This is a genomic window from Streptomyces sp. NPDC005863 (assembly GCF_042871345.1).
Taxonomy (GTDB): domain Bacteria; phylum Actinomycetota; class Actinomycetes; order Streptomycetales; family Streptomycetaceae; genus Streptomyces.
In genome coordinates, this window is record NZ_JBIAII010000003.1 from 629458 (window position 1) to 654087 (window position 24630).

Annotated in this window: 19 protein-coding genes; 9 read left to right on the plus strand and 10 right to left on the minus strand. The window is 71.3% G+C overall.

Annotated elements, in window-relative coordinates; genetic code table 11:
* Positions 1–81 precede the first annotated feature (81 nt).
* Positions 82–1014, plus strand: coding sequence for an oxidoreductase (locus tag ACFYO9_RS15135; RefSeq protein WP_358773269.1), 933 nt, complete (start codon positions 82–84; stop codon positions 1012–1014).
* Positions 1015–1196: 182 nt separating this feature from the next.
* Here the strand turns inward: ACFYO9_RS15135 and ACFYO9_RS15140 are convergent, their stop codons facing one another.
* Positions 1197–1631, minus strand: a complete 435-nt coding sequence (locus tag ACFYO9_RS15140; protein ID WP_358773271.1) for a group III truncated hemoglobin — start codon at positions 1629–1631, stop codon at positions 1197–1199.
* Positions 1632–1747: 116 nt separating this feature from the next.
* Positions 1748–2341 (minus strand): hypothetical protein, encoded by a 594-nt coding sequence (locus ACFYO9_RS15145; protein WP_358773273.1) that lies wholly within the window; start codon positions 2339–2341, stop codon positions 1748–1750.
* A gap of 264 nt (positions 2342–2605) precedes the next feature.
* Between ACFYO9_RS15145 and ACFYO9_RS15150 the strand changes: the two genes are divergently transcribed.
* The 3 genes from ACFYO9_RS15150 to ACFYO9_RS15160 are packed head-to-tail and all read left to right on the plus strand — an operon-like array spanning position 2606 to position 5654.
* Complete coding sequence (locus ACFYO9_RS15150; RefSeq protein WP_358773275.1) at positions 2606–3880, plus strand: sugar ABC transporter substrate-binding protein; 1275 nt, start codon at positions 2606–2608, stop codon at positions 3878–3880.
* Positions 3877–4788: a sugar ABC transporter permease gene (locus ACFYO9_RS15155; protein WP_355808574.1), complete on the plus strand. Its 912-nt coding sequence runs from the start codon at positions 3877–3879 to the stop codon at positions 4786–4788. Before ACFYO9_RS15150 ends, ACFYO9_RS15155 begins: the two co-directional genes overlap by 4 nt.
* 29 nt (positions 4789–4817) lie before the next feature.
* Complete coding sequence (locus ACFYO9_RS15160; protein ID WP_355809039.1) at positions 4818–5654, plus strand: carbohydrate ABC transporter permease; 837 nt, start codon at positions 4818–4820, stop codon at positions 5652–5654.
* Positions 5655–5661: 7 nt separating this feature from the next.
* On the opposite strand, the gene ACFYO9_RS15165 is transcribed toward ACFYO9_RS15160, so the two are convergent.
* The 4 genes from ACFYO9_RS15165 to ACFYO9_RS15180 all read right to left on the minus strand — a co-directional run bounded on the left by ACFYO9_RS15165 (position 5662) and on the right by ACFYO9_RS15180 (position 12217).
* The gene (locus ACFYO9_RS15165; RefSeq protein WP_358773277.1) at positions 5662–7848 is read right to left on the minus strand and encodes a hypothetical protein; all 2187 of its coding nucleotides are present in this window, start codon (positions 7846–7848) and stop codon (positions 5662–5664) included.
* Positions 7849–7936: 88 nt separating this feature from the next.
* Positions 7937–8119 (minus strand): hypothetical protein, encoded by a 183-nt coding sequence (locus ACFYO9_RS15170; protein ID WP_358773279.1) that lies wholly within the window; start codon positions 8117–8119, stop codon positions 7937–7939.
* 391 nt (positions 8120–8510) lie between these two features.
* Positions 8511–10649: a glycogen debranching N-terminal domain-containing protein gene (locus ACFYO9_RS15175; RefSeq protein ID WP_358773281.1), complete on the minus strand. Its 2139-nt coding sequence runs from the start codon at positions 10647–10649 to the stop codon at positions 8511–8513.
* A complete protein-coding gene (locus ACFYO9_RS15180; protein ID WP_388666299.1) occupies positions 10646–12217 on the minus strand; it encodes a hypothetical protein in 1572 nt (523 codons plus the stop codon). The genes ACFYO9_RS15175 and ACFYO9_RS15180 overlap by 4 nt, the downstream gene beginning before the upstream one ends.
* A gap of 751 nt (positions 12218–12968) precedes the next feature.
* On the opposite strand from ACFYO9_RS15180, the gene ppdK reads away from it, so the two are divergent.
* Positions 12969–15713 carry a pyruvate, phosphate dikinase gene (ppdK, locus tag ACFYO9_RS15185; protein ID WP_355808563.1) on the plus strand — a complete coding sequence of 915 codons (2745 nt, stop codon included), beginning with the start codon at positions 12969–12971 and terminating at the stop codon, positions 15711–15713.
* A gap of 139 nt (positions 15714–15852) precedes the next feature.
* On the opposite strand, the gene ACFYO9_RS15190 is transcribed toward ppdK, so the two are convergent.
* From ACFYO9_RS15190 to ACFYO9_RS15205, 4 genes are all read right to left on the minus strand, one after another.
* Entirely contained in the window at positions 15853–16080 is a 228-nt protein-coding gene (locus ACFYO9_RS15190; protein WP_358773283.1) for a hypothetical protein, read from the minus strand.
* An 81-nt stretch (positions 16081–16161) separates the two neighbouring features.
* Positions 16162–16938 (minus strand): alpha/beta hydrolase, encoded by a 777-nt coding sequence (locus tag ACFYO9_RS15195; RefSeq protein WP_358773285.1) that lies wholly within the window; start codon positions 16936–16938, stop codon positions 16162–16164.
* Between the two features lie 202 nt (positions 16939–17140).
* Positions 17141–18280, minus strand: a complete 1140-nt coding sequence (gene dusB, locus ACFYO9_RS15200; RefSeq protein WP_358773287.1) for a tRNA dihydrouridine synthase DusB — start codon at positions 18278–18280, stop codon at positions 17141–17143.
* 152 nt (positions 18281–18432) lie between these two features.
* A complete protein-coding gene (locus ACFYO9_RS15205; RefSeq protein WP_388666301.1) occupies positions 18433–19401 on the minus strand; it encodes a helix-turn-helix transcriptional regulator in 969 nt (322 codons plus the stop codon).
* A 101-nt stretch (positions 19402–19502) separates the two neighbouring features.
* Between ACFYO9_RS15205 and ACFYO9_RS15210 the strand changes: the two genes are divergently transcribed.
* From ACFYO9_RS15210 to ACFYO9_RS15225, 4 genes are all read left to right on the plus strand, one after another.
* Positions 19503–20984 (plus strand): MFS transporter, encoded by a 1482-nt coding sequence (locus ACFYO9_RS15210; RefSeq protein ID WP_358773289.1) that lies wholly within the window; start codon positions 19503–19505, stop codon positions 20982–20984.
* 1124 nt (positions 20985–22108) lie between these two features.
* On the plus strand, positions 22109–22477 hold the full coding sequence (locus ACFYO9_RS15215; RefSeq protein WP_355808548.1) for a hypothetical protein: 369 nt from the start codon (positions 22109–22111) through the stop codon (positions 22475–22477).
* Between the two features lie 439 nt (positions 22478–22916).
* A complete protein-coding gene (locus ACFYO9_RS15220; protein ID WP_358773291.1) occupies positions 22917–23942 on the plus strand; it encodes an aldo/keto reductase in 1026 nt (341 codons plus the stop codon).
* 24 nt (positions 23943–23966) lie between these two features.
* Complete coding sequence (locus ACFYO9_RS15225) at positions 23967–24560, plus strand: TetR family transcriptional regulator (RefSeq protein WP_358773293.1); 594 nt, start codon at positions 23967–23969, stop codon at positions 24558–24560.
* The last annotated feature ends 70 nt before the right edge of the window (positions 24561–24630 follow it).

Sequence of the window (24630 nt, forward strand, 5' to 3'; positions counted from 1 at the left end):
CTCCGGGACCCGCCTCCCCGGCGCGGGCCACCTCTCCCCCCTTACTCTTGGGTAAGAACTCGACGGAGAGGGAGCCTTGCCATGGCCGCGTGGACCGCGAGCGACATCCCCGACCAGAGCGGCCGCACGGCCGTGGTCACCGGCGCGAACAGCGGACTCGGCTACGTGACCGCGCGCGAGCTGGCCCGCCGCGGCGCCCGGGTGATCCTGGCCTGCCGCAGCGAGGAGCGCGGGAGCGCGGCGGTGGCCCGGATGCTCACCGAAGTGCCGGGCGCGCACGTCGAGTTCGGGCGGCTCGACCTCGGGGACCTGGCGTCCGTACGGGCGTTCGCGGCGGCGTACGAGAAGACGCGGCTCGATCTGCTGATCAACAACGCGGGTGTGATGGCGCTGCCGTTCCGGCGCACGGTGGACGGGTTCGAGACGCAGTTCGGCGTCAACCATCTCGGGCACTTCGCACTGACGGGTCTGTTGCTGCCCCGCCTCCTGGAGCAGTCCGGTGCGCGGATCGTGACGGTCTCCTCCGGGCTCCACGCGCTCGGCAACATCGACATCCGTGACCTCAACAGTGAGCGCAAGTACGGGCGTTGGCTCGCCTACGGCCGGTCCAAGACGGCGAACCTCCTCTTCACGCACGAGCTGGCGCGCCGCCTGGTCGCCAGTGGCTCCGACACGGTCGCGGCGGCGGCGCATCCCGGGTACGCCTCGACCAACCTGCAGAGCGCCGGGCCCCGGATGGAGGGGCGCAGGGCCGCGGAACGGGTCGCCGCGCTCGGCAACCGAATCTTCGCGCAGTCCGCGGAGGCGGGGGCGGTGCCGATCCTCTACGCGGCCACGGCGCCCGGGGTGCGGCCCGACTGGTTCACCGGGCCACGGGGGCTGGGGTTCCGTGGCGGGGCGGGGCCCTCTTGGCGGGCGGCGTGGACGCGGAGTGATGTGGCGGGTGAGCGGTTGTGGGCGGCGTCGGAGGGGTTGACCGGCGTCCGCTATTTGCGCAGTTCCCCGCGCCCCTGAAGCCCCTGGCTTGGCGGTGTTGTTCGGCTGACCCGCCGTGGGTTGTTTTGCGCAGTTCCCCGCGCCCCTCAAGCCCCTGGCTTGGCCGTGTTGTTCGGCTGGCCCGCCGTGGGTTGTTTTGCGCAGTTCCCCGCGCCCCTTTTTCCCGCGCCCCCTTTTCCTCGCGGCCCCTATTGACTCGTCTACGCCGCTCTGCGGAGTTTCAGTGTCGCCAAGGGGATGAAGCCCGGGCCGGGGGTCGTCGGGGTGTTCTTGCCGTTCAGGCGGTGCAGGAGGGCCTGGGCTATGCGTTCGCCCTGGGACTTCGCTCTGGTCGCGTTCGGGCCCTCGTGGAGGCCGTCGACCGTGGCGTGCCAGAGCTGGACCCAGCGGCCGAAGTGTTCCGCGGTGAGCGGGCGCACGGAGTGCAGCGCCGCGTGCGGGGCGAACGCGTCACGGCGGTACTCCGCACCGCGGAACAGCGCCCGCTCCCAGAAGTCGGTGATGCGCGGGAGGTGGACGTCCAGGTCCGTCCCCGCGATCTCCGTGAAGAAGGGGCCGATCAGCGGGTCGGCGAAGGCCGCCGTGTAGAAGCGGCGCAGCAGCACGTCGAGGTCGGCGCGGGAGGAGATGTCCACACCTACGACTGTGCCACGGGCGAGGGACGCGATGCCCGGCGAACGGGGGATGTGCGGGGTGTCCATCCCCCCACCGTCCGCCCCCGCGCCCGCCTCCCCCAGGGCCGAAGGTCCCCTCAGCGCAGGTCGGACGCCTCGAAGACCGCCTCGGCCGCCGCCCCGTCGGCGCGCCTGACCAGCCGTCGCAGTTCCGCGCGGCCGGTCCTGAGCAGCCCCGTCCCGCAGGCGGTGCGGGCCCCCGTGTCCAGGCGGTGCAGGAGCAGCGGGTTGTCCACGAGGATCTGCGGGTCGAGCTCGATCCGGTTGCCCAGCGAGTCGCACAGGACCAGGCGCGCGGCCACGCCCTCGTCGTACCGTACGGCGGTCAGCAGACAGGTGCAGACGTGCCGGCGGCGCCCCAGCCCCCGTACCGCCAGCCAGCCGGGGCCCGCGGTCACCCGCACCGGGTGCAGCACCCCGTAGAGCAGCGCGGAGAGGCCGGCCCACAGGCAGGACCGCGCGGCGGTCAGCGTGCCCGCCGCCCCGTCGATGACCAGGACGAGCCCGAAGAGCGCGCACGCGCAGAAGACGGCGGTCCGCACCTCGGCCGCCCACCCCCGGTCCACCGTGACCTGCGCCGAAGCGGAGGTGGCGGCCGAAGTCGACGCGGATGCGGAGGCAGGATCGGAAGCCGAGGCTGACGTCGGCGCGTCGTGTCCCATGAGTCCCATGAGCGGCACCGTAGAACGGCCGGACGCCCCCGTCACCGGCATTGACGTGGTGTATACACACAGCGAGCGCGCCTTGACGCACCGCTGATGCACCGCTGACGCGCCGCTGCCGCACCGCCGACGCGGAAGGGGCGCGCCGAAGGGTGACACTCGGCCGCAACACCCCTGTCGTAATCCCTCTGCATGGTTGATCGTTGAGCCGGGCAGACAAGGGCACGCCACGGAGATCCGACGGAACGACACCACCCCAGGGGGACGGCCGGCATGACCATCAGCCGCAGGACACTGCTCGGAACGGGCGCGACGGCCGCCACCGGCGCGGCGCTCGGACTGCTCACCGCGTGCGGGTCCAACACCGGCCGCAGCGACGGCGGTTCGGGCGGTGACGGGCCGCGGCTCGCGCAGTGGTACCACCAGTACGGCGAACCGGGCACCGAGCAGGCCGTCAAGCGGTACGCCGCCGCGTACGACAAGGCGGACGTCAGCGTCCAGTGGCGGCCCGGCAACTACGACGAGCAGACCGCCGCGGCCCTGCTCACCGACTCAGGACCCGACGTCTTCGAGGTCAACGGGCCGTCCCTGGACCAGATCAGGCGCGGCCAGGTCGTCGACCTCACCGACCTGTTCGAGGGCGTGAAGGACGACTTCAACCCGGTGCTGCTCGCCCCCAAGACGTACGACGGGAAGATCTGGTCCATCCCGCAGGTCGCCGACATGCACCTGCTCTACTACCGCAAGAGCCTGCTCGACGACGCGGGCGTGCGGCCGCCGAAGACCATGGACGAGCTGGTCGACGCGGCGAAGGCGCTCACCACGAAGAAGGTGAAGGGCCTCTTCCTCGGCAACGACGGCGGCGCGGGCGCCCTCGGCGTCACGCCCCTGTACGCGGCAGGCCTCTCCTCGGTCACCGAGGACGGCGAGGTCGGCTTCGACGACCCGGCGGCCGCCCGTGTCCTCGGCAAGCTGCACCAGCTCTACGCCGACAAGTCGCTGCTGCTCGGCGCGCCCGCCGACTGGTCGGACCCGTCGGCGTTCGTGCAGGAGCTGACCGCCATGCAGTGGTGCGGCCTGTGGGCGCTGCCCGCCGTACGCAAGGAACTGGGCGACGACTTCGGGGTGCTCGCGCTGCCCGCCGAAGGACCGGGCGGCAAGCCGGCGCTGCCCGTCGGGTCGTACGGCGCGGCGGTGAGCGCCCGCAGCGACCACAAGAAGGAGGCGAAGGCCTTCCTGAGGTGGCTGTGGATCGAACGGACCGAGTATCAGGAGGACTTCGCGCTGTCGTACGGGTTCCACATCCCGGCCCGGCTCTCCCTCGCGAAGAAGGCCGACAAACTGAAGGAGGGCCCGGCGGCGGACGCCGTGCGCTACTCCACGGAGTACGGCTACGCGGAGCCGCTGCTGTGGACGCCGGCCGCCCGCACCGCGTACCAGGACGCGCTGAGCCGGATCATCAAGTCCGGCGCGAATCCGGAGAGTCAGCTGAAGTCCGTGGTCCGCACGGTGCGTGCGGAGCTGGACCGCGCCAAGAAGAAGCCGTGAGGCGGGTGTTGGGCACCCAGAACCGCACGCTGTGGTTCTGGGTGTTCGTCGGGCCCTTCGCGCTCGGCCTGGTCCTCTTCACGTACGTACCGCTCGCCTGGAGCGTGTACCTGAGCTTCTTCGACGCCCACAACACGGTGTCGCCGACCGACTTCATCGGGTTCGACAACTACACGTCGATGCTCCGGAACGACGCGTTCACCGACAGTCTCGTCACCTTCGCGGTCTTCTCCGCCTTCATCGTGCCGACGACGTTCGTGCTGTCCCTCGCGCTCGCGCTGATGGTGAACCGGCTGCGCCGCGCCCAGGCCTTCTTCCGGTCGGTCTTCTTCCTGCCGGCCGCGTGCAGTTACGTGGTGGCGGCGCTGATCTGGAAGCTGTCGATCTTCAACGGGGTGCGGTTCGGGCTCGCCAACACCGTCCTCGGCTGGTTCGGCGCGGACCAGACCGCGTGGCTCTCGACGACGGATCCGCCGTGGTACTGGCTGGTCATCGTCACCGTACGGCTGTGGCTGCAGGCGGGCTTCTACATGATCCTGTTCCTCGCGGGCCTGCAGCGGATCTCCCCCACGCTGTACGAGGCGGCGGCGGTGGACGGGGCGCGGCCCGGCTGGCAGGTGCTGCGCCACATCACGCTGCCGCAGCTGCGCACCACGTCGGTCGCGGTCACGCTGCTGCTCGTCATCAACGCCTTCCAGGCGTTCGACGAGTTCTACAACCTGCTCTCGGACTCCCAGGGTTACCCGCCCTACGCCCGCCCGCCGCTCGTCTACCTCTACTACACGGCGCTCGGCCAGGAGCAGAACCTCGGCTTTGGCAGCGCGGGCGCGGTGATCCTCGCGCTGATCATCGCGGTGGTGACGATCGGCCAGGCGCGCTGGTTCGGCCTCGGCGGAAAGGAGGACTGACGCCCGTGACCGCACCGGCGAAACGGCCGCTGGAGGACGCCCTGGTCCGGATGGGCCGCGCGCTGCGCGTCGTCCTCCTGATCGCCCTGGCGCTCCTCTTCCTGATCCCCTTCTACCTGCTCGTACGGAACGGTCTCGCGTCCGAGGACGACATCACGTCCCCCGACTGGACGTTCTTCCCCTCGACGCTGCACTGGTCGAACCTCTCCGAGCTGTTCGACGACCCGACGGTGCCGATGGCGCGCGCCCTGCTCAACTCCACGCTGATCGCGGTCGCGACGACGCTCGGCACCCTCGTCCTTGCCTCGCTCGCCGGGTACGGCCTGGCCCGCATCCCCTACCGCCACGCCGACCGGGTCTTCTACGCGATCCTCGGCACGATGATGGTCCCCGCGGCCGTCACCTTCGTGCCGAGCTTCGTCCTGGTCTCGACGCTCGGCTGGGTCTCTACCCTGCGCGGCCTGATCGTCCCCACCCTCTTCTCGGCCTTCGCGTGCTTCATCTTCCGCCAGTACTTCCTGGGCTTCCCGCGGGAGTTGGAGGACGCGGCGCGGGTGGACGGGCTCGGCTACTGGCGCACGTACTGGCGCGTGGTCGTACCCAACTCCCGCCCCGTCTTCGCGGCGGTCGGCACGATCGTGTTCATCGGCGCGTGGAACTCCTTCCTGTGGCCCCTGGTCATCGGCCAGGACCGCGAGGCATGGACGGTCCAGGTGGCCCTGGCCACGTTCACGACCTCCCAGGTCATCCGCCTCCACGAACTCTTCGTGGCAGCAGCGGTCTCGATCCTGCCGCTCCTGGTGGTGTTCCTCTTCTTCCAGCGGTGGATCGTGGCGGGGGTGGAGCGGTCGGGGATCGATGACTAGGGGTGGGTCACGCGGGTTCCGTCATGTCCTCCATGAGCTCGGGGAGCTTGCGGAGCCTGGAGAGGGACTGGTTCAGGAGGCGTACGGCGACGTCGGCACGGTGCCGGGCGATCGGCTGGGCGACGGACGCCATCCGGCTCCGCTCCGCGAGTTCGCCGAGGAGGTCGCCCAGCTCGCCGGAGGCCGCGTGCAGCCGTTGGATCCGCTCCTCGACCCGGTCCACCAGGACCTCCGGGGTGAGGGGCTCCTCGGCGGTGTCAGAGGCCTCCGCTTTCTGCGAGGCCGGCGACGTGGCCTGGGCCGGGAGCGACAGGGTGAGCGAGGGCGTCGGAGCGGTCGCCGATGCTGACGGGACGGGTCGTGCGGGCGACGCCGCGGCCGCGCCCACCGGCAGTGCGGCGCCCACCGGCAGTGCGGTCGCGGACCCGTGCGCGATTCCGGGTCCGGGCACGGTCGCCGTCCGCGCCGGGGACAGCGACGGCGCGGCCGCCTTGCGAGGCCTCGTCCCGGTGTCCTTGGGGAACGTTGTGTCGAACCAGAGCGACGTCATCTCCCGGCCCGGCATCTCCTTGCCGGAGCCGCTGACCCGCCAGGGCCGCCGGTCCCCGTCGTCCATGGCCGCGGCCAGTGACCTCAGCAATCCGACCGCCGCCGGCCTGTTCTTGTCGTGGCGCAGGGCCTGAAGACAGTTCATGACGGTCCTGCGGGACCGGCGGACCCGCTCCCCCGCGTCACCGATGGCCTCCTGGCCGTCGAGGGAGCCGCGGTCGGCCTCGATGATGCCGAAGGAAGCCAGCCAGTGGGCCGCACGGAAGGACACCAGTTCGTCGAAGGCCGTGTCGTCGGTGTCCGCGGCGGCCAGTAGTTCCGGCAGTCTGCGCCCGATGAGCAGGAAGCCTTCACGGGCACGGGTGGAGAAGACCTGTCCCACGCGCGGGTTCCACGGCGTGGGGTAGCTCTCCGAGGTCAGCGCGGACCAGGTACGCGCCCGCTGGTTGATCTCGCCCGTCTTGAGCTGGGACGGCGGGTTCTCGCTGAGCGCGCGGCGCAACAGGTGACGTTTGTGCGGATCAACCGGGAACAGCTCTTGGAGCAGCCGCATGGAACGCAGGTCGCGGAGCTCGGACACCTTCATGTCCGGTGAGGCGTCGGGCAGTTCACGGATCGGTGCGAGCCCCGAGAGGACCTCGGCCGTCTTCTCGTCCATGACCTGCTGCGCCACGTACATCCCGAGCACACTCCTGCCCAGCGCGCGCGAGCGGTCCAGGGCGTCGAACTCCAGCGGCGGGTGGACGTGGTCGCGCCGGTTGTTCATCTGGACGATGCGGTAGAGGCGCTGCGGGGTCGGGGTTCCGATCACCAAGTGCGCGTCCACCACGGCGATGGCGGCGGCCCGCCGTGCCCTCGAACCGCTCGTGGGGTCGAGTCCCTCTTCCGCCGTCTCCGCGAATTCCCGGTTGAGTACGGCGGAGAATTCGGGGAGCCAGACACGTGGGTCACAGACGACCTCGTCCCCGTCCCGCTCCAGTTTCTCCGCCGGCACTCCGGCCAGCACTTCACCGGACGTCAAACGGAAAATCGATTGCCTTTTCTGTGTTCGATTATTCCCTCGAACTGCCATCCAGGCCCAATAGGAGTCAGGGTAGAGGGGGTTGCCGTCCGCATCTCTTTCCGGATTCTGTTCGAGGAGCACCTGCTGGGGGACGTACATCCCGGGATCCTGTTGCCCATTGAGGACGAGGTCCTCTTCGAGGTCGTACGGTCGCACCCGGTCCCGCCGCTTCAGGGCGTCCGCCGCGTCCTCGGCGTTCATCATCAGCGCCCACCGGTCCGGCACGGTGCTCGCCAGGGCGGCGAAGTGCTTCTCGCGGCCATCGGCGTCGAGGCCCGTCCACGGCCGGACTGCGGCGAGGGTCCGCTCGGTCCGCTGCCCGACCGTGGGGTCCGCGACCGAGCGCCAGATCGAGCTGATCCGTTCGTTGTGCCCCCACTGCACCCCTCCGACGCCGTGCATCCTGACGACGGCGACGACCATGTCACCGGCGTCCGTCCGGACATGGCGGACCGAGCCACTCTTGAGCGTGCGCACGCCCCGGTCATCGGGCTCGCTCAGCGTGTCCTCGGGGTCGACGATGAAGGGTGCGATGTTCTCCAGGGCACCGCGCGGCAGGTTCACCCCCTCGGTGGCCAACACGGCTTCGATCCATGCCTCTTGACGCTCGCTGGAAACCGGGATCGGGAAGGGCCCATCGATCGTGGCCTCGCTCATGCAGTGCCTCGCATCACTCGTCCTGGAGGTGGTCGACGGCCCCCTGGACGGCGTGACCCGCCGCCCGGTAGGCCGTGTTGCCCGTCTCAGCCTCGGCGGCGAGACCGACCTTCAGCATCAGCTGCCGGTTTGCCCACCATTCACGGTGTGCCACCTTGGCCTCCCGCTCGGCCAACTCCCGCTCTCGCACAGCCATTTCCCACTCCCTCCGCCGGATCCCCTCGGAGGACTCGTCGCGAGGATCGCCTGGCTTAGAGAATGAAGGCATGACTGAAGTGCCCTTCGGAAAGGCGCGGCCGCCGTCGACCATCTCGGCCAACGCCCGTTCCGCAGAGGTGTTTCGGTACACCACACATCCTGGCCCCACGCCGTACGCGAGACCAGCTAGTCGGATAGGTCGTACCGCGACGGGGTACGAGGCGAACTCCTGCCCCATTACCGGCCGAGCCCCCAAGCCCGTGCTCCAAATAGCGAACGCACACCTGTTGTCGGTGTTAGTAAAAACAATGCCGGGGAGACGCGAACGAGTGTCTACTCGAACTCACTTTCCCTATTGCCAAGTTTGCGGCCCACCGGTAGGCGCGCCGTCACGCCCCGACGCCCACCGCCGTCAGGAGTGCCAGGGGTGTTGCTGCCGATCTTGACTCCAGGGTGCAGGAGTGGGGGTAGGGCACCGGCAGCGGGTACGCGCTTCTGTCGTAGCCCGCCAGGACCTCCGGGAGGCGGCCGCCTGCCGTTGTCGCGGCGGAGACCAGGCCTTGGGCGATCTCGTGGGCCTCGTCGTGCAGGCCGTAGCGGGCCAGGCCCAGGGCGATCAGTGCGTTGTCGTGCGGCCACACCGAACCGCGGTGGCAGGAGAGCGGGTGGTACGCGGGCTGTCCGGCCGCGAGTGTCCGTACGCCCCAGCCCGAGAAGAAGTCCGGCTCCAGCAGACGGCGGCCCACCGCCTCCCCGTACTCCTTGTCGAGCAGCCCGGACCAGAGCAGATGGCCCGCGTCGGAGGCGAGCGCGTCGAGCCGTCGGCCCGCGCCGTCCAGGGCGAGGGCGGGGAAGTCCCGTTCCGGCATCCAGAAGTCGCGGACGAAGCGGTCCCGCAGGTCGGCCGCGGTCCGTGCGAGCAGGTCCGCGTACGCCTCGTCGTCCCAGACGGTGCGGGCGAGCCGGGCGGTGCGCCGCAGCGCGTCGTACGCGTATCCCTGCGCGCCCGCCGCCATGACGGGGCCCGTCGCGCCGCTGCCGTCGGCGGAGCAGATCGCGCCGGGCGAGTCCTTCCAGTTCTGGTTGGCGAGGCCGCCCTCGTCCGCGCGGTGGACGAGGTAGCCGCGCGAGGTGAGCCCGCCGTGGTCGAGCATCCAGCCGACGGCGGCCCGCGCGTGCGGCTCCAGGCGGCGGGCCGTCGCGTCGTCCCCGGTCTGTTCCGTGTACGCGCCGAGCAGCACCAGGAAGAGGGGCGTCGCGTCGACGGAACCGTAGTAGCGACCGAACGGCACCTGCCCGAAGTGCGCGAGCTCACCGTGGCGCACCTCGTGGACGATCTTGCCGGGCTGCGCCACCGCGCCCGGCACCGCCTCCGTGGCCTGCGAGGCGGCGAGCGCGGGCAGGGTCGCGGCGGCCAGGCGCGGCAGGTGGGGCAGCGCGAAGAGCGAGGTCAGCAGGGCGTCGCGGCCGAGCAGCGTGTGGAACCAGGGCACGCCCGCCCCGGGCACGCTGAGCTCCTCGCCGTCCGGTCCGGTGGCGGGCACCTGGAGCAGGGCGAGGTCCGCGAGGCCACGCGTACAGGCGTCCGCGAGCTGCGGCCATCGGGTGGGCAGCGTGACGGCGGACGCGAACTCCCGTTCCATGGCGGCGAGATGACGGGCCACCTCGCCGGGTGTTGGTGCGTGCATCGGTGGTGCGTGCGTGGGTGGTGCCTGCGTCGGTGATGCCTGCGTGGGCGATGTGCGCGTCGGCGGTACGTGCGTCCCGTGCGTGCCGGGGGCCCGCTGAGGCGCGATCGCCGGGTCCGCCGCCGGGCCGCCGTGCGGATGGGCGGCGGCACGCAGTGCCACGTGGGCCGAGCCGTGCGCGTCCAGCGCCAGCGTCCAGACGAGTCGGCGCGCGCCGGCCCCGGTCTCCTCGACGGAACCCGGCGCGGGGTCGGACGTGACCGTCGTACGCGAACACCACTCACCGCGGCGGTAGGTGAACTCGACCCCGGCGACGCGGGGACCCTCCCTCCGGCCCCACTCCTCCCCGTGGTCGGATGCGTCGCTGTCGTCGTCGAGGGGCCTGCGGGACCGCACCGCACCCGGCTTCGCATACGTGCGGTGGTCGGCGCGCAGCTCGAACTGGTCGGTGAAGTCGGCGTCCACGGTCAGCTCGATCCGGACCCGGGTCGGCACCGGCCGGTTGCTCACGACCCGCAACGACTCCACGAACGCGCCGTCCGCCACGGCCTGTTCGCGGAAGAGCGTGTACGCGGGCGGCTCCAGGCGGCCGCCCCGCGGGACCAGGACACAGCGGGCCGCGCCGGTCGCGGCGGCCGAGGTGTCCACGGGCGTGAGGACCTCGGGAACGGCCCCGTCGGCCGTCAGCTGCCAGCGGCTCAGGTGCCGCGCGTCCCGTACGAACAGGCCGTCCGGGCCCGCGCCGCCGCCCCGTGCGGCGCCGACGCCACTGATGTCGCCGCCGGTGCCGACGGCTGCGAACGTCCTTCCCCGCACCAGCAGTCGATGCCGGTCGCTCATGCCCACACCTCACCTTCGGATCCTTCGGAGAGCCCGCCCCGTTCGCCGTCCGCGCTCTCTTCGTCCTGAGGCCCCCGCGCCAGGGGGTCGCACAGCAGGTCCAGCGTGAGCGCGGCCGTCCAGCCGAAGCCGCGCGCGCCACGGGCCCGTCCGGTGTACGGAGCCACGTACTCGGCGAAGCCGGACGCGCCCGCCACGTCGAGCAGCGTCCGGCGCAGCCGGTCCGCCCGCGCGGCCTCGCCGTGCAGCCGGAGCCCCTTCTCCAGCAGCCAGTTGGTGTTGAACCAGGCCGGACCGCGCCAGTAGCGGTACGGGTCGAAGGCGGCGCTCGTCAGGTCGTGGCTCGGTACGAGCCGCGCCGCGCCGTCGAGCCCGAAGCGGGGGCCTGCGGCGGTGCGGACCAGGGCGGCGGCGATGTCGCGCGGCAGCGCGGGCAGCATCAGCGGGATCAGGCCGGTGACACCGCGCTCGGCGATGAGCCGCCCGGAGCGCAGGTCCCGGCAGTGGAAGAGCTCGTCGGCGGGGTCCCCGAGCCGGTCGACGAGCACCCGCGTCAGCGTGTCGGCGCGGGCGCGGCGGGTGCGGGAGGCCCGGGGGGCCTTCGGGGGTGGAGGTCCGGGCGGCGGCGCCGCGTTCTCCCCATCCCCGTGGCGCTCGCTCTCGGCGTCGGCGTCGACCTCGGCGTCGACCTCGGCTTCGATCAGGGCGAGCGCGTACTCGGAGATGATCAGGAGCGCGTTGAACGCGGGGTCCTCGACGCAGAACGAGGTGCCGAGCTGCCCCGCATAGCCCCCGGCGCCCCCGTACCCCCCACCCCCGTACCCACCGCCCCCGTACCCCCGGTCGCGGTACTCCGTCGCAAGCCGCACGTACCGGCCGTAGTCCAGGTCGGTCGGCCGGTCCCGGGCGACCCCGTGGTGCAGGTCCGCGCGCCGGCAGGCGTCCCGCTCGGCGGGCTCGATGCGGCTCAGCGGACCGTCCCAGCAGGGGCTGTTGTCCATGCCCTGCTCCCAGGGGTGCAGCACGGCGGCGAGTCCGGCGCCGCCCGCGTCGCGGTCCCGCAGCAGGTAGCCGTGCCAGGCGGCGAGGCGCGGCCGGACGCGGGGGAGGAAGGAGCGGGCCCGCGAGAGGCCGGGGTCGGCCCGGTGCACCAGCCAGGCGGCGAGGGCGTGCACGGGCGGCTGCACGAGCCCGGAGGTCCGGACGTCGGCCGGTGCGCCGGCCTCGCGGCCCGCCTCGGTCGAGCGCCAGAAGTCGGGGCCGGGGAAGTAGGCGCCCGGCGGTACGGCGTCGTTGAAGACGATGTGCGGGACACGGCCGTCGCCCCACTGGGCGCGGAGCAACGTCTCCAGCTCGACCTGGGCGTGCAGCGGCGACAGATGACGTAGCCCGATCGCGATGAACGCGGAGTCCCACGACCACTGGTGGGGGTACAGGTCCCGGGACGGGACGGTCGACGTCCCCGTCCAGTTGGCCCCCAGCACCCGGGCCGCCCGCCGCCGCAGCACCTGCCGCCCCGGGGCGGGCCGCCGGGCGCCCTGCTGGGTGGTGGTGACGCTGCGGTCCACACGGATCTCCGCTCTGCCCGGCCCCGGTTCCGGGCTCTCGACGCCTCACCGGTTACGTGGTGTCCCCGGTGAGTTACGCCTGGCTAACGCGCAAACCCCAATATGTTGCGCGGACTTGGTCAACACAAGGGCAAATGATGACGGACACCAGAATGTAGCGGTGGCCGACGCGGGGCCGCCCCGCCCGTACGGGCGCCTGCCGCCGCCGTAACCCTCCCGAACCCGGCCGTTCCGGTGACCGCCGAAGATCTGGCCAAAACCCCCTTCCTCCCCGACGCCCGCGAGCCCCTCCCCGGCGGGCCCCACCCCGCTCCCCCGCCCACCGCGACGGGACGACCACCGACCGAACCGGCCGGACCGTCCCGAGGAGGGTCCGGATGCTGACATCCGGCCGCTTCAAACGGCGTGATTCTCGCCACCCCTGATCGGGGTTGCGCTCAGATGAGCGCTTCGCGGACGACTGCACTTCTCCAAGGGGTGGCACTCAGTGCCACCGCTCGATCATTCATGAGGTGAACTCACATATGAGTTTGTCGCGCTCATCTGAGCGTTTTAAGGGTCCAGAACCCACCTTGCGTTCAAGTCTCGTACACAAGCCCACATCTCCCGCTACCGCTCAGTCACTTTCGATCTAGCGGCGGACGGGTGGTTACGGCCGCATGACGCACAAGTGGACGTACCCAGGTGCCTTCGATCTGGGTATGTTCCTCGCCGTCAGGGCAGCCACCGAGTCCTCGAGGAGTCGAGACCCGTGTCGGAAAACAAAGATCCCCACGTAGCACGCACGAGTGAGACGACCGAGGACGTGAAGTTCGTTTACGACTTCACCGAGGGCAACAAGGACCTCAAGGACCTTCTCGGCGGGAAGGGCGCGAACCTCGCCGAGATGACCAACCTCGGGCTGCCCGTCCCTCCGGGCTTCACCATCACCACCGAGGCGTGCAAGACCTACCTCGACAGTGGCGAGGAGCCGGCCGCGCTGCGCGACGAGGTCAGCGCGCACCTCGACGCCCTCGAGAAGAAGATGGGCAAGAAGCTCGGCCAGGCCGACGACCCGCTGCTCGTCTCGGTGCGCTCGGGCGCCAAGTTCTCGATGCCCGGCATGATGGACACCGTCCTCAACATCGGGCTCTCCGACAAGTCCGTGACGGGTCTCGCCAAGCAGTCCGGCGACGACCGCTTCGCGTGGGACTCCTACCGCCGGCTCATCCAGATGTTCGGCAAGACCGTCCTCGGCGTCGACGGCGAGCTCTTCGAGGACGCCCTGGAGAAGGCCAAGGACGCCAAGAAGGTCGCGGTCGACACCGACCTGGAGGCCGCCGACCTCAAGAAGCTGGTCACCAAGTTCAAGAAGATCGTCAAGACGGAGGCCGGGCGGGACTTCCCGCAGGACCCGCGCGAGCAGATGGACCTCGCGATCCGTTCGGTCTTCGAGTCGTGGAACACCGACCGCGCCAAGCTCTACCGCCGCCAGGAGCGCATCCCCGGCGACCTCGGCACGGCCGTCAACGTCTGCTCGATGGTCTTCGGCAACCTCGGCCCCGACTCCGGCACGGGCGTCGCGTTCACCCGCGACCCGGCCAGCGGCCACCAGGGCGTGTACGGCGACTACCTGCAGAACGCGCAGGGCGAGGACGTCGTGGCGGGCATCCGCAACACCGTTCCGCTCGCCGATCTGGAGCAGATCGACAAGAAGTCGTACGACCAGCTCATGCAGATCATGGAGACGCTCGAAACGCACTACAAGGACCTGTGCGACATCGAGTTCACCATCGAGCGCGGCCAGCTGTGGATGCTGCAGACCCGCGTCGGCAAGCGCACCGCCGGTGCCGCGTTCCGCATCGCGACGCAGCTCGTCGACCAGGGCCTGATCGACGAGGCCGAGGCGCTGCAGCGCGTCAACGGCGCGCAGCTCGCGCAGCTGATGTTCCCGCGCTTCGACGACGGCGCCAAGGTCGAGCAGCTGGGCCGGGGCATCGCCGCGTCACCCGGTGCCGCGGTGGGCAAGGCGGTCTTCGACTCGTACACCGCGATCAAGTGGTCGCGTTCGGGCGAGAAGGTCATCCTCATCCGCCGGGAGACCAACCCCGACGACCTCGACGGCATGATCGCGGCCGAGGGCATCCTGACCTCGCGCGGCGGCAAGACCTCGCACGCGGCGGTCGTGGCGCGCGGCATGGGCAAGACCTGTGTCTGCGGCGCCGAGGACCTGGAGGTCGACACCAAGCGCCGCCGGATGACGGTGGGCGACACCGTCGTCGAGGAGGGCGACGTCGTCTCCATCGACGGCTCGACGGGCAAGGTCTACCTCGGCGAGGTGCCGGTGGTCCCCTCCCCCGTCGTGGAGTACTTCGAGGGCCGCATGCACGCGGGCGCCGACGACGCGGACGAGCTGGTCGCCGCGGTGCACCGGATCATGGCGTACGCGGACCGGGTACGCCGGCTCCGTGTCCGTGCCAACGCCGACAACGCGGAGGACGCCCTCCGGGCCCGCCGCTTCGGCGCGCAGGGCATCGGCCTGTGCCGTACCGAGCACATGTTCCTCGGTGAGCGCCGCGAGATGGTCGAGCGGCTGATCCTCGCCGACGCGGACGACGAGCGCGAGGACGCCCTCAAGGAGCTTCTCCCCCTCCAGAAGCGGGACTTCGTGGAGCTCTTCGAGGCGATGGACGGCCTTCCGGTCACGGTCCGCCTCCTCGACCCCCCGCTGCACGAGTTCCTGCCCGACATCACGGAGCTGTCGGTCCGCGTGGCCCTCGCGGAGTCCCGCAAGGACGCCAACGAGAACGACCTGCGCCTGCTTCAGGCCGTGCACCGGCTGCACGAGCAGAACCCGATGCTGGGCCTGCGCGGCGTACGTCTCGGCCTGGTCATCCCGGGTCTGTTCACCATGCAGGTACGGGCGATCGCCGAGGCCGCGGCCGAGCGCAAGTCCGCCAAGGGCGACCCGCGTGCGGAGATCATGATTCCGCTCGTCGGCACGGTCCAGGAGCTGGAGATCGTCCGCGAGGAGGCCGAGCAGGTCATCGCGGAGGTCGTCGAGACGACGGGCGTCGACCTGAAGCTGGCGCTCGGCACGATGATCGAGCTGCCGCGCGCCGCGCTCACCGCGGACCAGATCGCGGAGGCCGCCGAGTTCTTCTCCTTCGGCACGAACGACCTCACGCAGACGGTCTGGGGCTTCTCCCGCGACGACGTGGAGGCCTCGTTCTTCACGGCCTACCTGGAGAAGGGCATCTTCGGCGTCTCCCCCTTCGAGACGATCGACAAGGACGGCGTCGGCCGTCTCGTACGGGATGCCGCGCGGCTGGGCCGCGAGACCCGCCCCGACCTGAAGCTCGGCGTCTGCGGCGAGCACGGCGGTGACCCGGAGTCCGTGCACTTCTTCCACGAGGTGGGCCTGGACTACGTCTCCTGCTCGCCGTTCCGCATCCCGGTGGCCCGCCTGGAGGCCGGCCGCGCCGCGTCCCACTCCACGGGCAGCGACCACCGGTAGAGCCCCGGGGCCGACGCCGTGTCCCCGACCCTCAGTACCGATGCGGCGTCGGCTCCGGTCCACGAAGAGGGGGCAGCACCCTGTGCGGGGGTGCTGCCCCTTTGGGCATTCTCTGCGGAGAGGGGCGACTTGACGAGGCTCACTCGTCGCGCTCTGCGGCCTGCCCCCGTCGATGCTGCCAGCGCTCTTTCGCCCACAGCGCTGTCGCCTGAAAGGCGGTGAGCGCGACAGCGAAGCCGGTCACTTCCGCCCAGCTGTAGTCGAACGCCGCGTGCCAGATCACGGCGAGCACCCCGTAGATGACCACCCATGAGGTGAGCGCCGCCGCCCAGCCCGCTCGCCGACCGGTCGTCGCGCGCTTGGCCATGCTCCTTCTGTCCATCACCAACGACTACCCACCAAACGCGCGTTGAGAGGACCGGGGCCGGCCGAGGCAGCACCCCGTGTGTCAGGGGCCGTTCGTCGCGTCGGGTGTCAGGTGACGCAGGTGCCGGGTGAAGAAGTGGGAGGCCGCGTCGCCCGCGTGTGGGGGGACGCCTGTGTGGCCGCCCATGTTGGCGTTCAGGCACTTCTCCTTGGAGGCGAACGCGTCGAACAGGTTCAGGGCCGCCTGGCGGTCGTTGCGTTCGTCGTCCCACTGGAGCAGGACGTGCAGGGGGATCGTCACCCTGCGGGCCTCCTCGAACGTGGCGCGGGGCACGAAGCTTCCGGCGAAGAGGCCGGCGGCCACGATGCGGGGGTCGGTTGCCGCCAGACGTACGCCGATGGAGATCACTCCCCCCGAGTAGCCGACCGGGCCGCCGATCTCGGGGAGCTCCAGGAGGGCGTCCAGGGCTTCCCGCCATTCCGGGACCGCCCTGTCGACCAGCGGCAGGGTGAGGGCGTCGATGATCTCGTCCGTGACCGGCTCACCGGCCTCCAGCACGCCGCGCAGGTCCGCGCGGGCCTGCTCCAGGGCGGGGATGCGGGGGCGGTCGCCGCTGCCGGGGAGTTCGATCGTGGCCGAGGCGAAGCCGTCCGCCGCGGCGTGCCGGGCGCGCGCCACCAGGCGGGGGTACATCTTGTGCAGCCCGAGCGTGGGGTGGCCGAGCAGGATGAGCGGCACCGGTGCGGACGTCGATGCCGACGCGGGGCTCCATAGGATGCCGGGGATCTCGCCGAGGGTGAATTCTCGCTCTACGACACCGTCGTCGAGGTGCTGCTCTGAGGTGATGTGAAGGGACATGATCGTGCCTTTCGGAAGCGCTGCTGTACGGCGCTCCCGGACGACGACCTATCGCCCGACCGTGACCCCGGAGGAGAGCACCCATGTCGTTGTGTTCACGGGTACCACCTCCTCGTTCTCTCGCACGGCCTCCGTCAGGGTAGCGATGGCCGCCGTGGCCCGCCAAACGATTAGTCGGCGGGCCGGGCGGCAGGGCCGGGGCTCAGCCGCCCGACGTGTCCAGCTCCGCGTCCTCGCTCACGCCCGCGCAGTCGTACGGGTCCTTGAGCCAGCCGTCCGGCAGGACCACGCGGTTGTTGCCCGACGTACGCCCGCGCGGGCCGTCCGCGCCCGCCGGCCAGCCCTGGTCGAGGTCCAACTCGCCGAGCCCGTCCTCCAGTTCGGCCAGCGACGAGGTGATCGCGAGGCGCTTGCGCATCTCCGAGCCGACCGCGAAACCCTTCAAATACCACGCGACGTGCTTACGGAAGTCGATGACGCCGCGCGCCTCGTCGCCGATCCACTCGCCGAGGAGGGTCGCGTGGCGGAGCATGACCTTCGAGACCTCGCGCAGGGTCGGCGCCTGCGGCGCGCCCGTACCCTCGAAGGCCGCCACCAGGTCGCCGAAGAGCCACGGGCGGCCGAGGCAGCCGCGGCCCACGACGACGCCGTCGCAGCCGGTCTCCTTCATCATGCGCACCGCGTCCGCCGCCGACCAGATGTCGCCGTTGCCGAGCACGGGGATCTCGGGGACGTGCTCCTTGAGGCGGGCGATGGCGTCCCAGTCGGCGGTTCCGCCGTAGTGCTGGGCGGCCGTGCGGCCGTGCAGCGCGATGGCCGTCACGCCCTCCTCGACGGCGATGCGGCCCGCGTCCAGGAAGGTCATGTGGTCGTCGTTGATGCCCTTGCGCATCTTCATCGTGACGGGCAGGTCCCCGGCGCCCGCGACCGCCTCGCGCAGGATCGCCCGGAGCAGGGGGCGCTTGTACGGGAGCGCGGAGCCGCCGCCCTTGCGGGTGACCTTGGGGACGGGGCAGCCGAAGTTCAGGTCGATGTGGTCGGCGAGGTCCTCCTCCGCGATCATGCGGACGGCCTTGCCGACGGTGGCCGGGGCGACGCCGTACAGCTGGATCGAGCGCGGCTTCTCCGTCGCGTCGAAGTGGATCAGCTGCAGCGTCTTCTCGTTGCGCTCCACCAGGGCGCGCGTGGTGATCATCTCGCTGACGAAGAGGCCCTTGCCGCCGCTGAACTCACGGCACAGCGTCCGGAACGGTGCGTTCGTGATCCCCGCCATGGGGGCGAGCACGACGGGCGGCTGCACGGTGTGCGGGCCGATCGACAGGGGCTGCGGCTGGGACGGCATGGATGATCTCCGGGACGGACGACGGGACCCTCCATTGTCCCTCACTCCACAGGCACCCGTGTCCCTGACTCCTCAGACGCCGTCTCCCTGGCTCCTCAGGCGCCGTCTCCCTGGCTGCTCGGGCGCCCGTGCCCCTGCCCCCTCAAGACTCCTCAAGCGCCGGCGCCGCCCTCCCCGGACAGCTCCGCGAGGCGCTCAAGCCGCTCCTCCGTCTCGTCGTCGGCGGGGACGTACGCGATCAGCCGGTGGGCCTGCGCCAGCGGGGCCATCCACAGCATGCGGTGCTCCAGCCTGAGCAGCCCGACCCTGGGGTGCTGGTACCGCTTGACGTGCGGCGACATGGTCGCGACCTCGTGCCGCCGCCACAGCTCGCGGAACTCGGCGGAGGCCCCCACCAGCCGGTCGCGCAGCTCCTTCCAGGCCGGTTCGGCGCCGTGCTCGGCCATGGAGCCGCGGAACTTGGCGACGAGGTCGCGCAGCATCTCGTCCCGGTCGAGGAAGGTCGCGCGCCAGCTCTCGCTGGTGGCCAGGAGCCACAGACAGTTGCGGTCGCGCGGGCGCATCGCGTCGAAGTCGCCGAAGACGTGGACCCAGGGACGGTTGTGGGCGAGGACGTCGTAGCGGCCGTTCTGCACGGTGGCCGGGTAGGGGGCGAGGCGGCGCATCAGCCTGCGTACCTCCGCGGAGAGCGCGGTGCACTCCCCCTCGGGGCGCGGGTCGACGGCTCCGGCGAGCGCGAAGAGGTGGGCGCGCTCGCTGGGGTCCATCAGCAGCGCGCGGGCGATGGCGTCGATGACCTGCGCGGACACCCTGATGGAGCGGGCCTGCTCCAGCCACGTGTACCAGGTGACGCCCACGCAGGCGAGCTGCGCGACCTCCTCGCGGCGCAGCCCCGGCGTGCGCCTGCGGGGGCCGCGGGGCAGGCCCACCTGCTCGGGGGTGACGCGCTCGCGACGGCTGCGGAGAAAGGCGGCGAGCTCCTGTCGGCGGATGTCGGCGCCGGTGGTGGCGGCGGTGGTCGCGGCGGTGGCGGTGGTCGTGTACGCGGTCGACGTCGGGTCTGCGGGCGCCGTCGTACCTGAGGCGGCCGCCGGGTCTGCCGGGTCTGCGGTAAGGGTCACGCGTCCAGGCTCCGCCATTACGCAGCCTGTTTCCAGGTTCGCCTGGTACCAGGATAAAGACACTCTGGTACCCCTCTGGGCCCCGGAACATCGTCGTATACGTGACCCTCACACCCGATACATCCCAGGCGAAGTCGCCCTCCGCACCCTCCGAACACCACGGATCTGCCACGGTCCTCACCCCCCTCGGCCTGCTGACCGTCCTCCTCGGCGCCTCCCTCTCCAGCATCGACTTCTTCATCGTCAACGTCGCCCTGCCCAGCATCGAACACGACCTGGACGCCTCCCCCGCCACGCTGGAGATGGTCGTGGCGGGTTACGCGGTGGCGTACGCGGTGCTCCTCGTCCTCGGCGGGCGGCTGGGGGACACCTTCGGCCGGAGGCGGCTGTTCCTGTGGGGCGTGGCCGCGTTCGGCGTGACCTCGCTGGCCTGCGGGCTCGCGCCCGGCGCGTGGTGGCTGGTGGGGGCGCGGGTGGCGCAGGGCGCCGCGTCCGCGCTGATGCTGCCGCAGGTCCTCGGCACCATCCACGCGACGACGAGCGGCGAGCGGCGGGCACGGACCGTCGCCCTGTACGGCGCCGTCAGCGGCATCGCGGGCCTGCTCGGCCAGGCCCTCGGCGGCGCCCTGGTCGCGGCGGACCTGGCCGGCACCGGCTGGCGCGCGGTGTTCCTCGTGAACGTGCCGATCGCGGCGGCGGCGCTGCTGGTGGGCGTGCGGGCGGTGCCGGACAGCAGGGCCGCGCGACCGGCCCGGAGCGACGTACTCGGCACGATCCTGTTCGCGGGCGCCCTGACCGCGCTCCTCCTGCCGCTCACGGAGGGCCGCGCGACGGGCTGGCCGCTGTGGTCCGTCCTGCTGCTGGCCGCGGCGCCGCTGCTGGGCTTGGCGTTCGCCGGGGTGGAGCGACGTGCCGAACGCGGGGGCGGCAGTCCGCTGCTGCCTCCGTCGCTGCTGCGTGAGCCCGGTGTGCGCAGCAGCCTGGCGCTCGGTCTGCCGATCTTCATCGGGTTCAGCGGTTTCATGTTCGGCTTCGCGATCGTCCTGCAACAGGGGCTGGGTTACGGGGCGTTGAAGGCGGGCCTGACCGTGATTCCCATGGGGCTCACCCAGGTCCCGGCGTCGATGCTCGTGCCGCGCCTGGTCCGCCGGTGGGGCGCCCGCGCGATGACGCGGGCGGCCGTGGTGCACGCGGTGGGCCTGGCGGTGCTGGCGCTGACGCTGCTGTGGACGTCCTGGTCCGACCTGTCCCCGCTGGCGCTCACCCCTGGTCTGCTCCTCTGCGGCGCTGGGCAGGGCGTCCAACTCGCCCTGTACTACCGCCTCGCCCTGGCGGCGGTGCCGGCTGCGCGGGCGGGGGCGGGGAGTGGGCTCACGGCGACGGTGCAGCAGTCGTGCCTCGCCCTGGGGGTGGCGACGGTGGGTTCGCTCTTTCTGGGGCTGGCCCCGGACTTGGGCATGCGGGGTGCCTTCGAGGCGGCGTTGGCGGTTCAGGGGGTGGGGTTGGCCGCCCTGGCCCTGGGGAGTCTGCGGCTGGCGTCTTCCCCTGGTCGGGATGGGCCTAGCGGTCCCGGCTCTGCGTAGCCTGCGGCTGCGGTCTTCCCCTGGTGCGGGTGGTGGGGCTGACCGTCCCGGCTCTGCGTAGCCTGCGGCTGCGGTCGACGTAGTGTTGCCGCTCCGCGGAGGGGGTGGGGGGGAGGCCGCTCCCCTCTTCTGTCTGCGGCCACCAACAGGCCCGCCGCTCCGCGGCGGATGTATCCCACCCACCCACCCGTTCACCCCGCGACGCTCTGCGGGGGTAGGGGCGGGTGGGTGGGGCTTACCCCGCGATGCCCTGCGGGGGTAGGGGCCGGCGGGGGTGGGGCTAACGCCACGATGCCGTGCGGGAGTAAGGGCGGGCGGGCGTGGGTCACCCCGCGATGCCCTGCGGGGTTGGGCGTGGGGCATCCCGCCACACCCTGCGGGAGTGTTGGCTGGCGTGGGTCACCCCGCGATGCCCTGCGAGGGTAGGGGCCCGGGGGGGGCTTACGCCGCGATGCCGTGCGGAAGTAGGGGCGGGTGGGCGTGGGACATCCCACCCACACCCAGCGGGAGTGTGGGCGGGTGGGGGGCACCCCTCCAGACCCCGCAGGAGTAAGGGCTGACGTGGGGCATCCCGCCATCGCCACGCCCCGCGGGAGTGTGGGCCGGGGCGCGATCGGGGCGTCTGCTCTGCGAGTCCGCAGCCAGACAGCAGGCAGAAATGTTTCCGACAGAACGTGGGCCGAAACTGGCTGGGCGTCGAACTCCTAGACCACGGGCGGAGCCGGAGCAGAGGATCGAGGCGATGGCGATTGCGACGGTGTCGCAGGCCGCAGCCGCGACAGTCCCGGAGCGCGAACTTGGCGTTACCCGAGTCGAAGAAGAGTTGCGACGGCACGGCCGTGAGGGCTCGGGCCATCCCGGGCAGCTCCCTCCACAACCGACCTCAACTCGCTTGCCTGGCCACCTCATTCGCAGCCGCACCGGAGCCTCTCCGCCACCGACCGGGGACGGCCCAGAGATGCCCCAAAAGCGAAATACGGCTGTTCGGCCGGACAATATCGCCCCGGCAACTGCCTGTCGGCAGGCAGATCGAGGCACCACCAAGCGACAGCTAGGCTCACACCCGCAAACAAGATCCTCTGGGCTCACGCCCCTGGATCGTCTCGTTCTTTCGGAAGGTTCTCGTGTCCATATACCTCAAGATGCGCGGTTCTTCGCGCCGCCTGGGCCGTACCGCCGCCACGTCGGCGGCAGTTGCCGTCGCCGTGCTCGGCACCACCCTCGCGACCGCGCCCGCGGCGTCCGCCGTGGACAGCAGCGGTTGCTCCAAGAACATCGCCAATCATTACCGGATCGTGCACGACCTCGCCGGAGCCACCATCCGCAGCGGCCCCGCCCAGGGCTACTCCAAGCGGTACCACCTCAACTACGGCGAATACTTCCTGGCCGTCTGCACGGCCAAGAGCTCCGCGGGGAACCTCTGGTACTACGGCAAGGACTTGGGCGACCGCAAGGGCTGGGTCGTGGCCTCCAGGACCATCCGCAATCCCTGAGGCACACGAACTGACCCACGTGAACTGAGAGTTGCCCGGGCCGTACCTGCCGATCGGCGGGTACGGCCCGGATCCGTGACCGGCCGCGACGCCAGTTCCGGGTCCGGGGAAAGAGGTGGCCCCACCGACCCGCAGCCGGGCGCGAGGCGGGAGGGGACGTGGGGGTATGTGCGAACGGAGCAGCGAGCGAACTCTGGCGCCGTTGTCCGTGCAGCGTGGCGCAGGGATGGCGAGTACGCACATACCCCCGCGGCCCCGCCACCCCCACACCCCGGCCAAAGCGGACCGTCAGCCGCCGAACCACACCAACCCACCCCCCTCCCCTCACCGCGCCCCTCCCCTCACCGCGCCCCACCCCACAGCGAAACCCGCCCCCCCCACTGACAACTAACAACTGACAGATATTGAAATCTGTCATCCGTCATGCCACCATGAACCCATGCGAACTCTCCCCACCCTCCCCCTCGGAACCCACGGCCCCCGCACCTCCGCCCTCGGCCTCGGCTGCATGGGCATGTCCGCGCTCTACGGAGAAGCGGACCGCACGGAGTCCATCGCGACGATCCACGCCGCCCTCGAAGCGGGCGTCACCCTCCTGGACACCGGCGACTTCTACGCCATGGGCCACAACGAGATGCTGATCGGCGAAGCCCTCCGCTCCGCCCCCGCCGCCCACCGCGAACACGCCCTGACCAGCGTCAAGTTCGGCGCGCTCCGCGACCCGGACGGCGGCTGGTCGGGGTACGACGGGCGCCCCGCGGCCGTCAAGAACTTCGCCGCGTACTCGCTGCAGCGCCTCGGCGTCGACCACATCGACGTCTACCGCATCGCCCGCATCGACCCCGACGTCCCCATCGAGGAGACCGTCGGCGCCATCGCCGAGCTCGTCGAGAAGGGCCACGTACGGCACATCGGCCTCTCCGAGGTCGGCGCCGACACGATCCGCCGCGCGGCCGCCACGGCCCCCATCTCCGACCTCCAGATCGAGTACTCCCTGATCTCGCGCGGCATCGAGGCCCAGATCCTGCCGACGGTCGCCGAGCTCGGCATCGGCGTCACCGCGTACGGCGTACTCTCGCGCGGCCTGATCTCCGGCCACTTCACCCGCGACCGGCAGCTCGCCGCGAACGACTTCCGCTCGATGAGCCCCCGCTTCCAGGGCGAGAACCTCGACCGCAACCTGACCCTGGTCGAGGCCCTGCGGAAGATCGCCGACCAGAAGGGCGTCAGCGTCGCGCAGACCGCCATCGCCTGGGTGCTCGCCCAGGGCCCCCGGCACGACGCGGCCATCGTCCCGCTGGTCGGCGCCCGCACCCGGACCCGGCTCGACGAGGCCCTCGGCGCCCTGGACGTGACGCTCGACGACGCGGACCTCGCGGCGATCGAGGCGGCCGTGCCCGCGGACGCCGCGGCCGGCGCCCGCTACCCCGAGGCGCAGATGGCACACCTCGACAGCGAGCACTGAACCACCCACAGGTACGGTCTAGCCATGGCATCCGCGGCGGCTCCCGCTCCCCTGACCCCCGAGCGCATCCTCGAAGCGACCGAGGAGGTGCTGCGGCGGCACGGCGCGGCCAAGGCCACGGTCGTCGACGTGGCCCGCGCCCTCGGGGTCAGCCACGGCACGGTCTACCGCCACTTCCGTACGAAGGCGGAGCTGCGCGGCGCGGTGACGCGGCGCTGGCTGGACCGTACCTCCGGCGCGCTGGCCGAGATCGTCGCCGGCGCCGAGCCGGCCGAGGCGAAGCTCCGCCACTGGCTGGCGGGCCTCTTCGAGGCCAAGCAGCACAAGGCGGGCGACGACCCTGAGCTCTTCGACACGTACTCGGTGCTCGTCGACGAGAACAGCGACGTGGTGGACGACCACATCGTCGACCTCACAGGACAGCTGACCGCGATCATCCAACAGGGCGTGGACGGCGGCGATTTCGCGTCCGCCGACCCCGCGACGTCGGCCCGCGCGGTCTTCGACGCCACCTCCCGCTTCCACGATCCGGCGTACGCCGCGCACTGGTCCCGCCCCGGCATCCAGGCCGCGTTCGACGCCGTGCTCGACCTGACCCTGCGCGGCCTGCGCGCGTAACCTCGACCGGCCCGAGCGCCAGGCGTTCCGCCCCCGCCACAAAGCCCTGGAGCAGCCCCGCGGGCCCTGG

Bases quoted from the DNA above. Each gene is read 5' to 3' on its own strand.
- ACFYO9_RS15135 (WP_358773269.1), top strand. From the start codon at position 82: ATGGCCGCGTGGACCGCGAGCGACATCCCCGACCAGAGCGGCCGCACG.
- ACFYO9_RS15190 (WP_358773283.1), bottom strand. From the start codon at position 16,080: ATGGCCAAGCGCGCGACGACCGGTCGGCGAGCGGGCTGGGCGGCGGCG.
- ACFYO9_RS15145 (WP_358773273.1), bottom strand. From the start codon at position 2,341: ATGGGACTCATGGGACACGACGCGCCGACGTCAGCCTCGGCTTCCGAT.
- ACFYO9_RS15175 (WP_358773281.1), bottom strand. From the start codon at position 10,649: ATGAGCGACCGGCATCGACTGCTGGTGCGGGGAAGGACGTTCGCAGCC.
- ACFYO9_RS15170 (WP_358773279.1), bottom strand. From the start codon at position 8,119: ATGGCTGTGCGAGAGCGGGAGTTGGCCGAGCGGGAGGCCAAGGTGGCA.
- ACFYO9_RS15150 (WP_358773275.1), top strand. From the start codon at position 2,606: ATGACCATCAGCCGCAGGACACTGCTCGGAACGGGCGCGACGGCCGCC.
- dusB (WP_358773287.1), bottom strand. From the start codon at position 18,280: ATGCCGTCCCAGCCGCAGCCCCTGTCGATCGGCCCGCACACCGTGCAG.
- ACFYO9_RS15220 (WP_358773291.1), top strand. From the start codon at position 22,917: ATGCGAACTCTCCCCACCCTCCCCCTCGGAACCCACGGCCCCCGCACC.
- ACFYO9_RS15195 (WP_358773285.1), bottom strand. From the start codon at position 16,938: ATGTCCCTTCACATCACCTCAGAGCAGCACCTCGACGACGGTGTCGTA.
- ACFYO9_RS15225 (WP_358773293.1), top strand. From the start codon at position 23,967: ATGGCATCCGCGGCGGCTCCCGCTCCCCTGACCCCCGAGCGCATCCTC.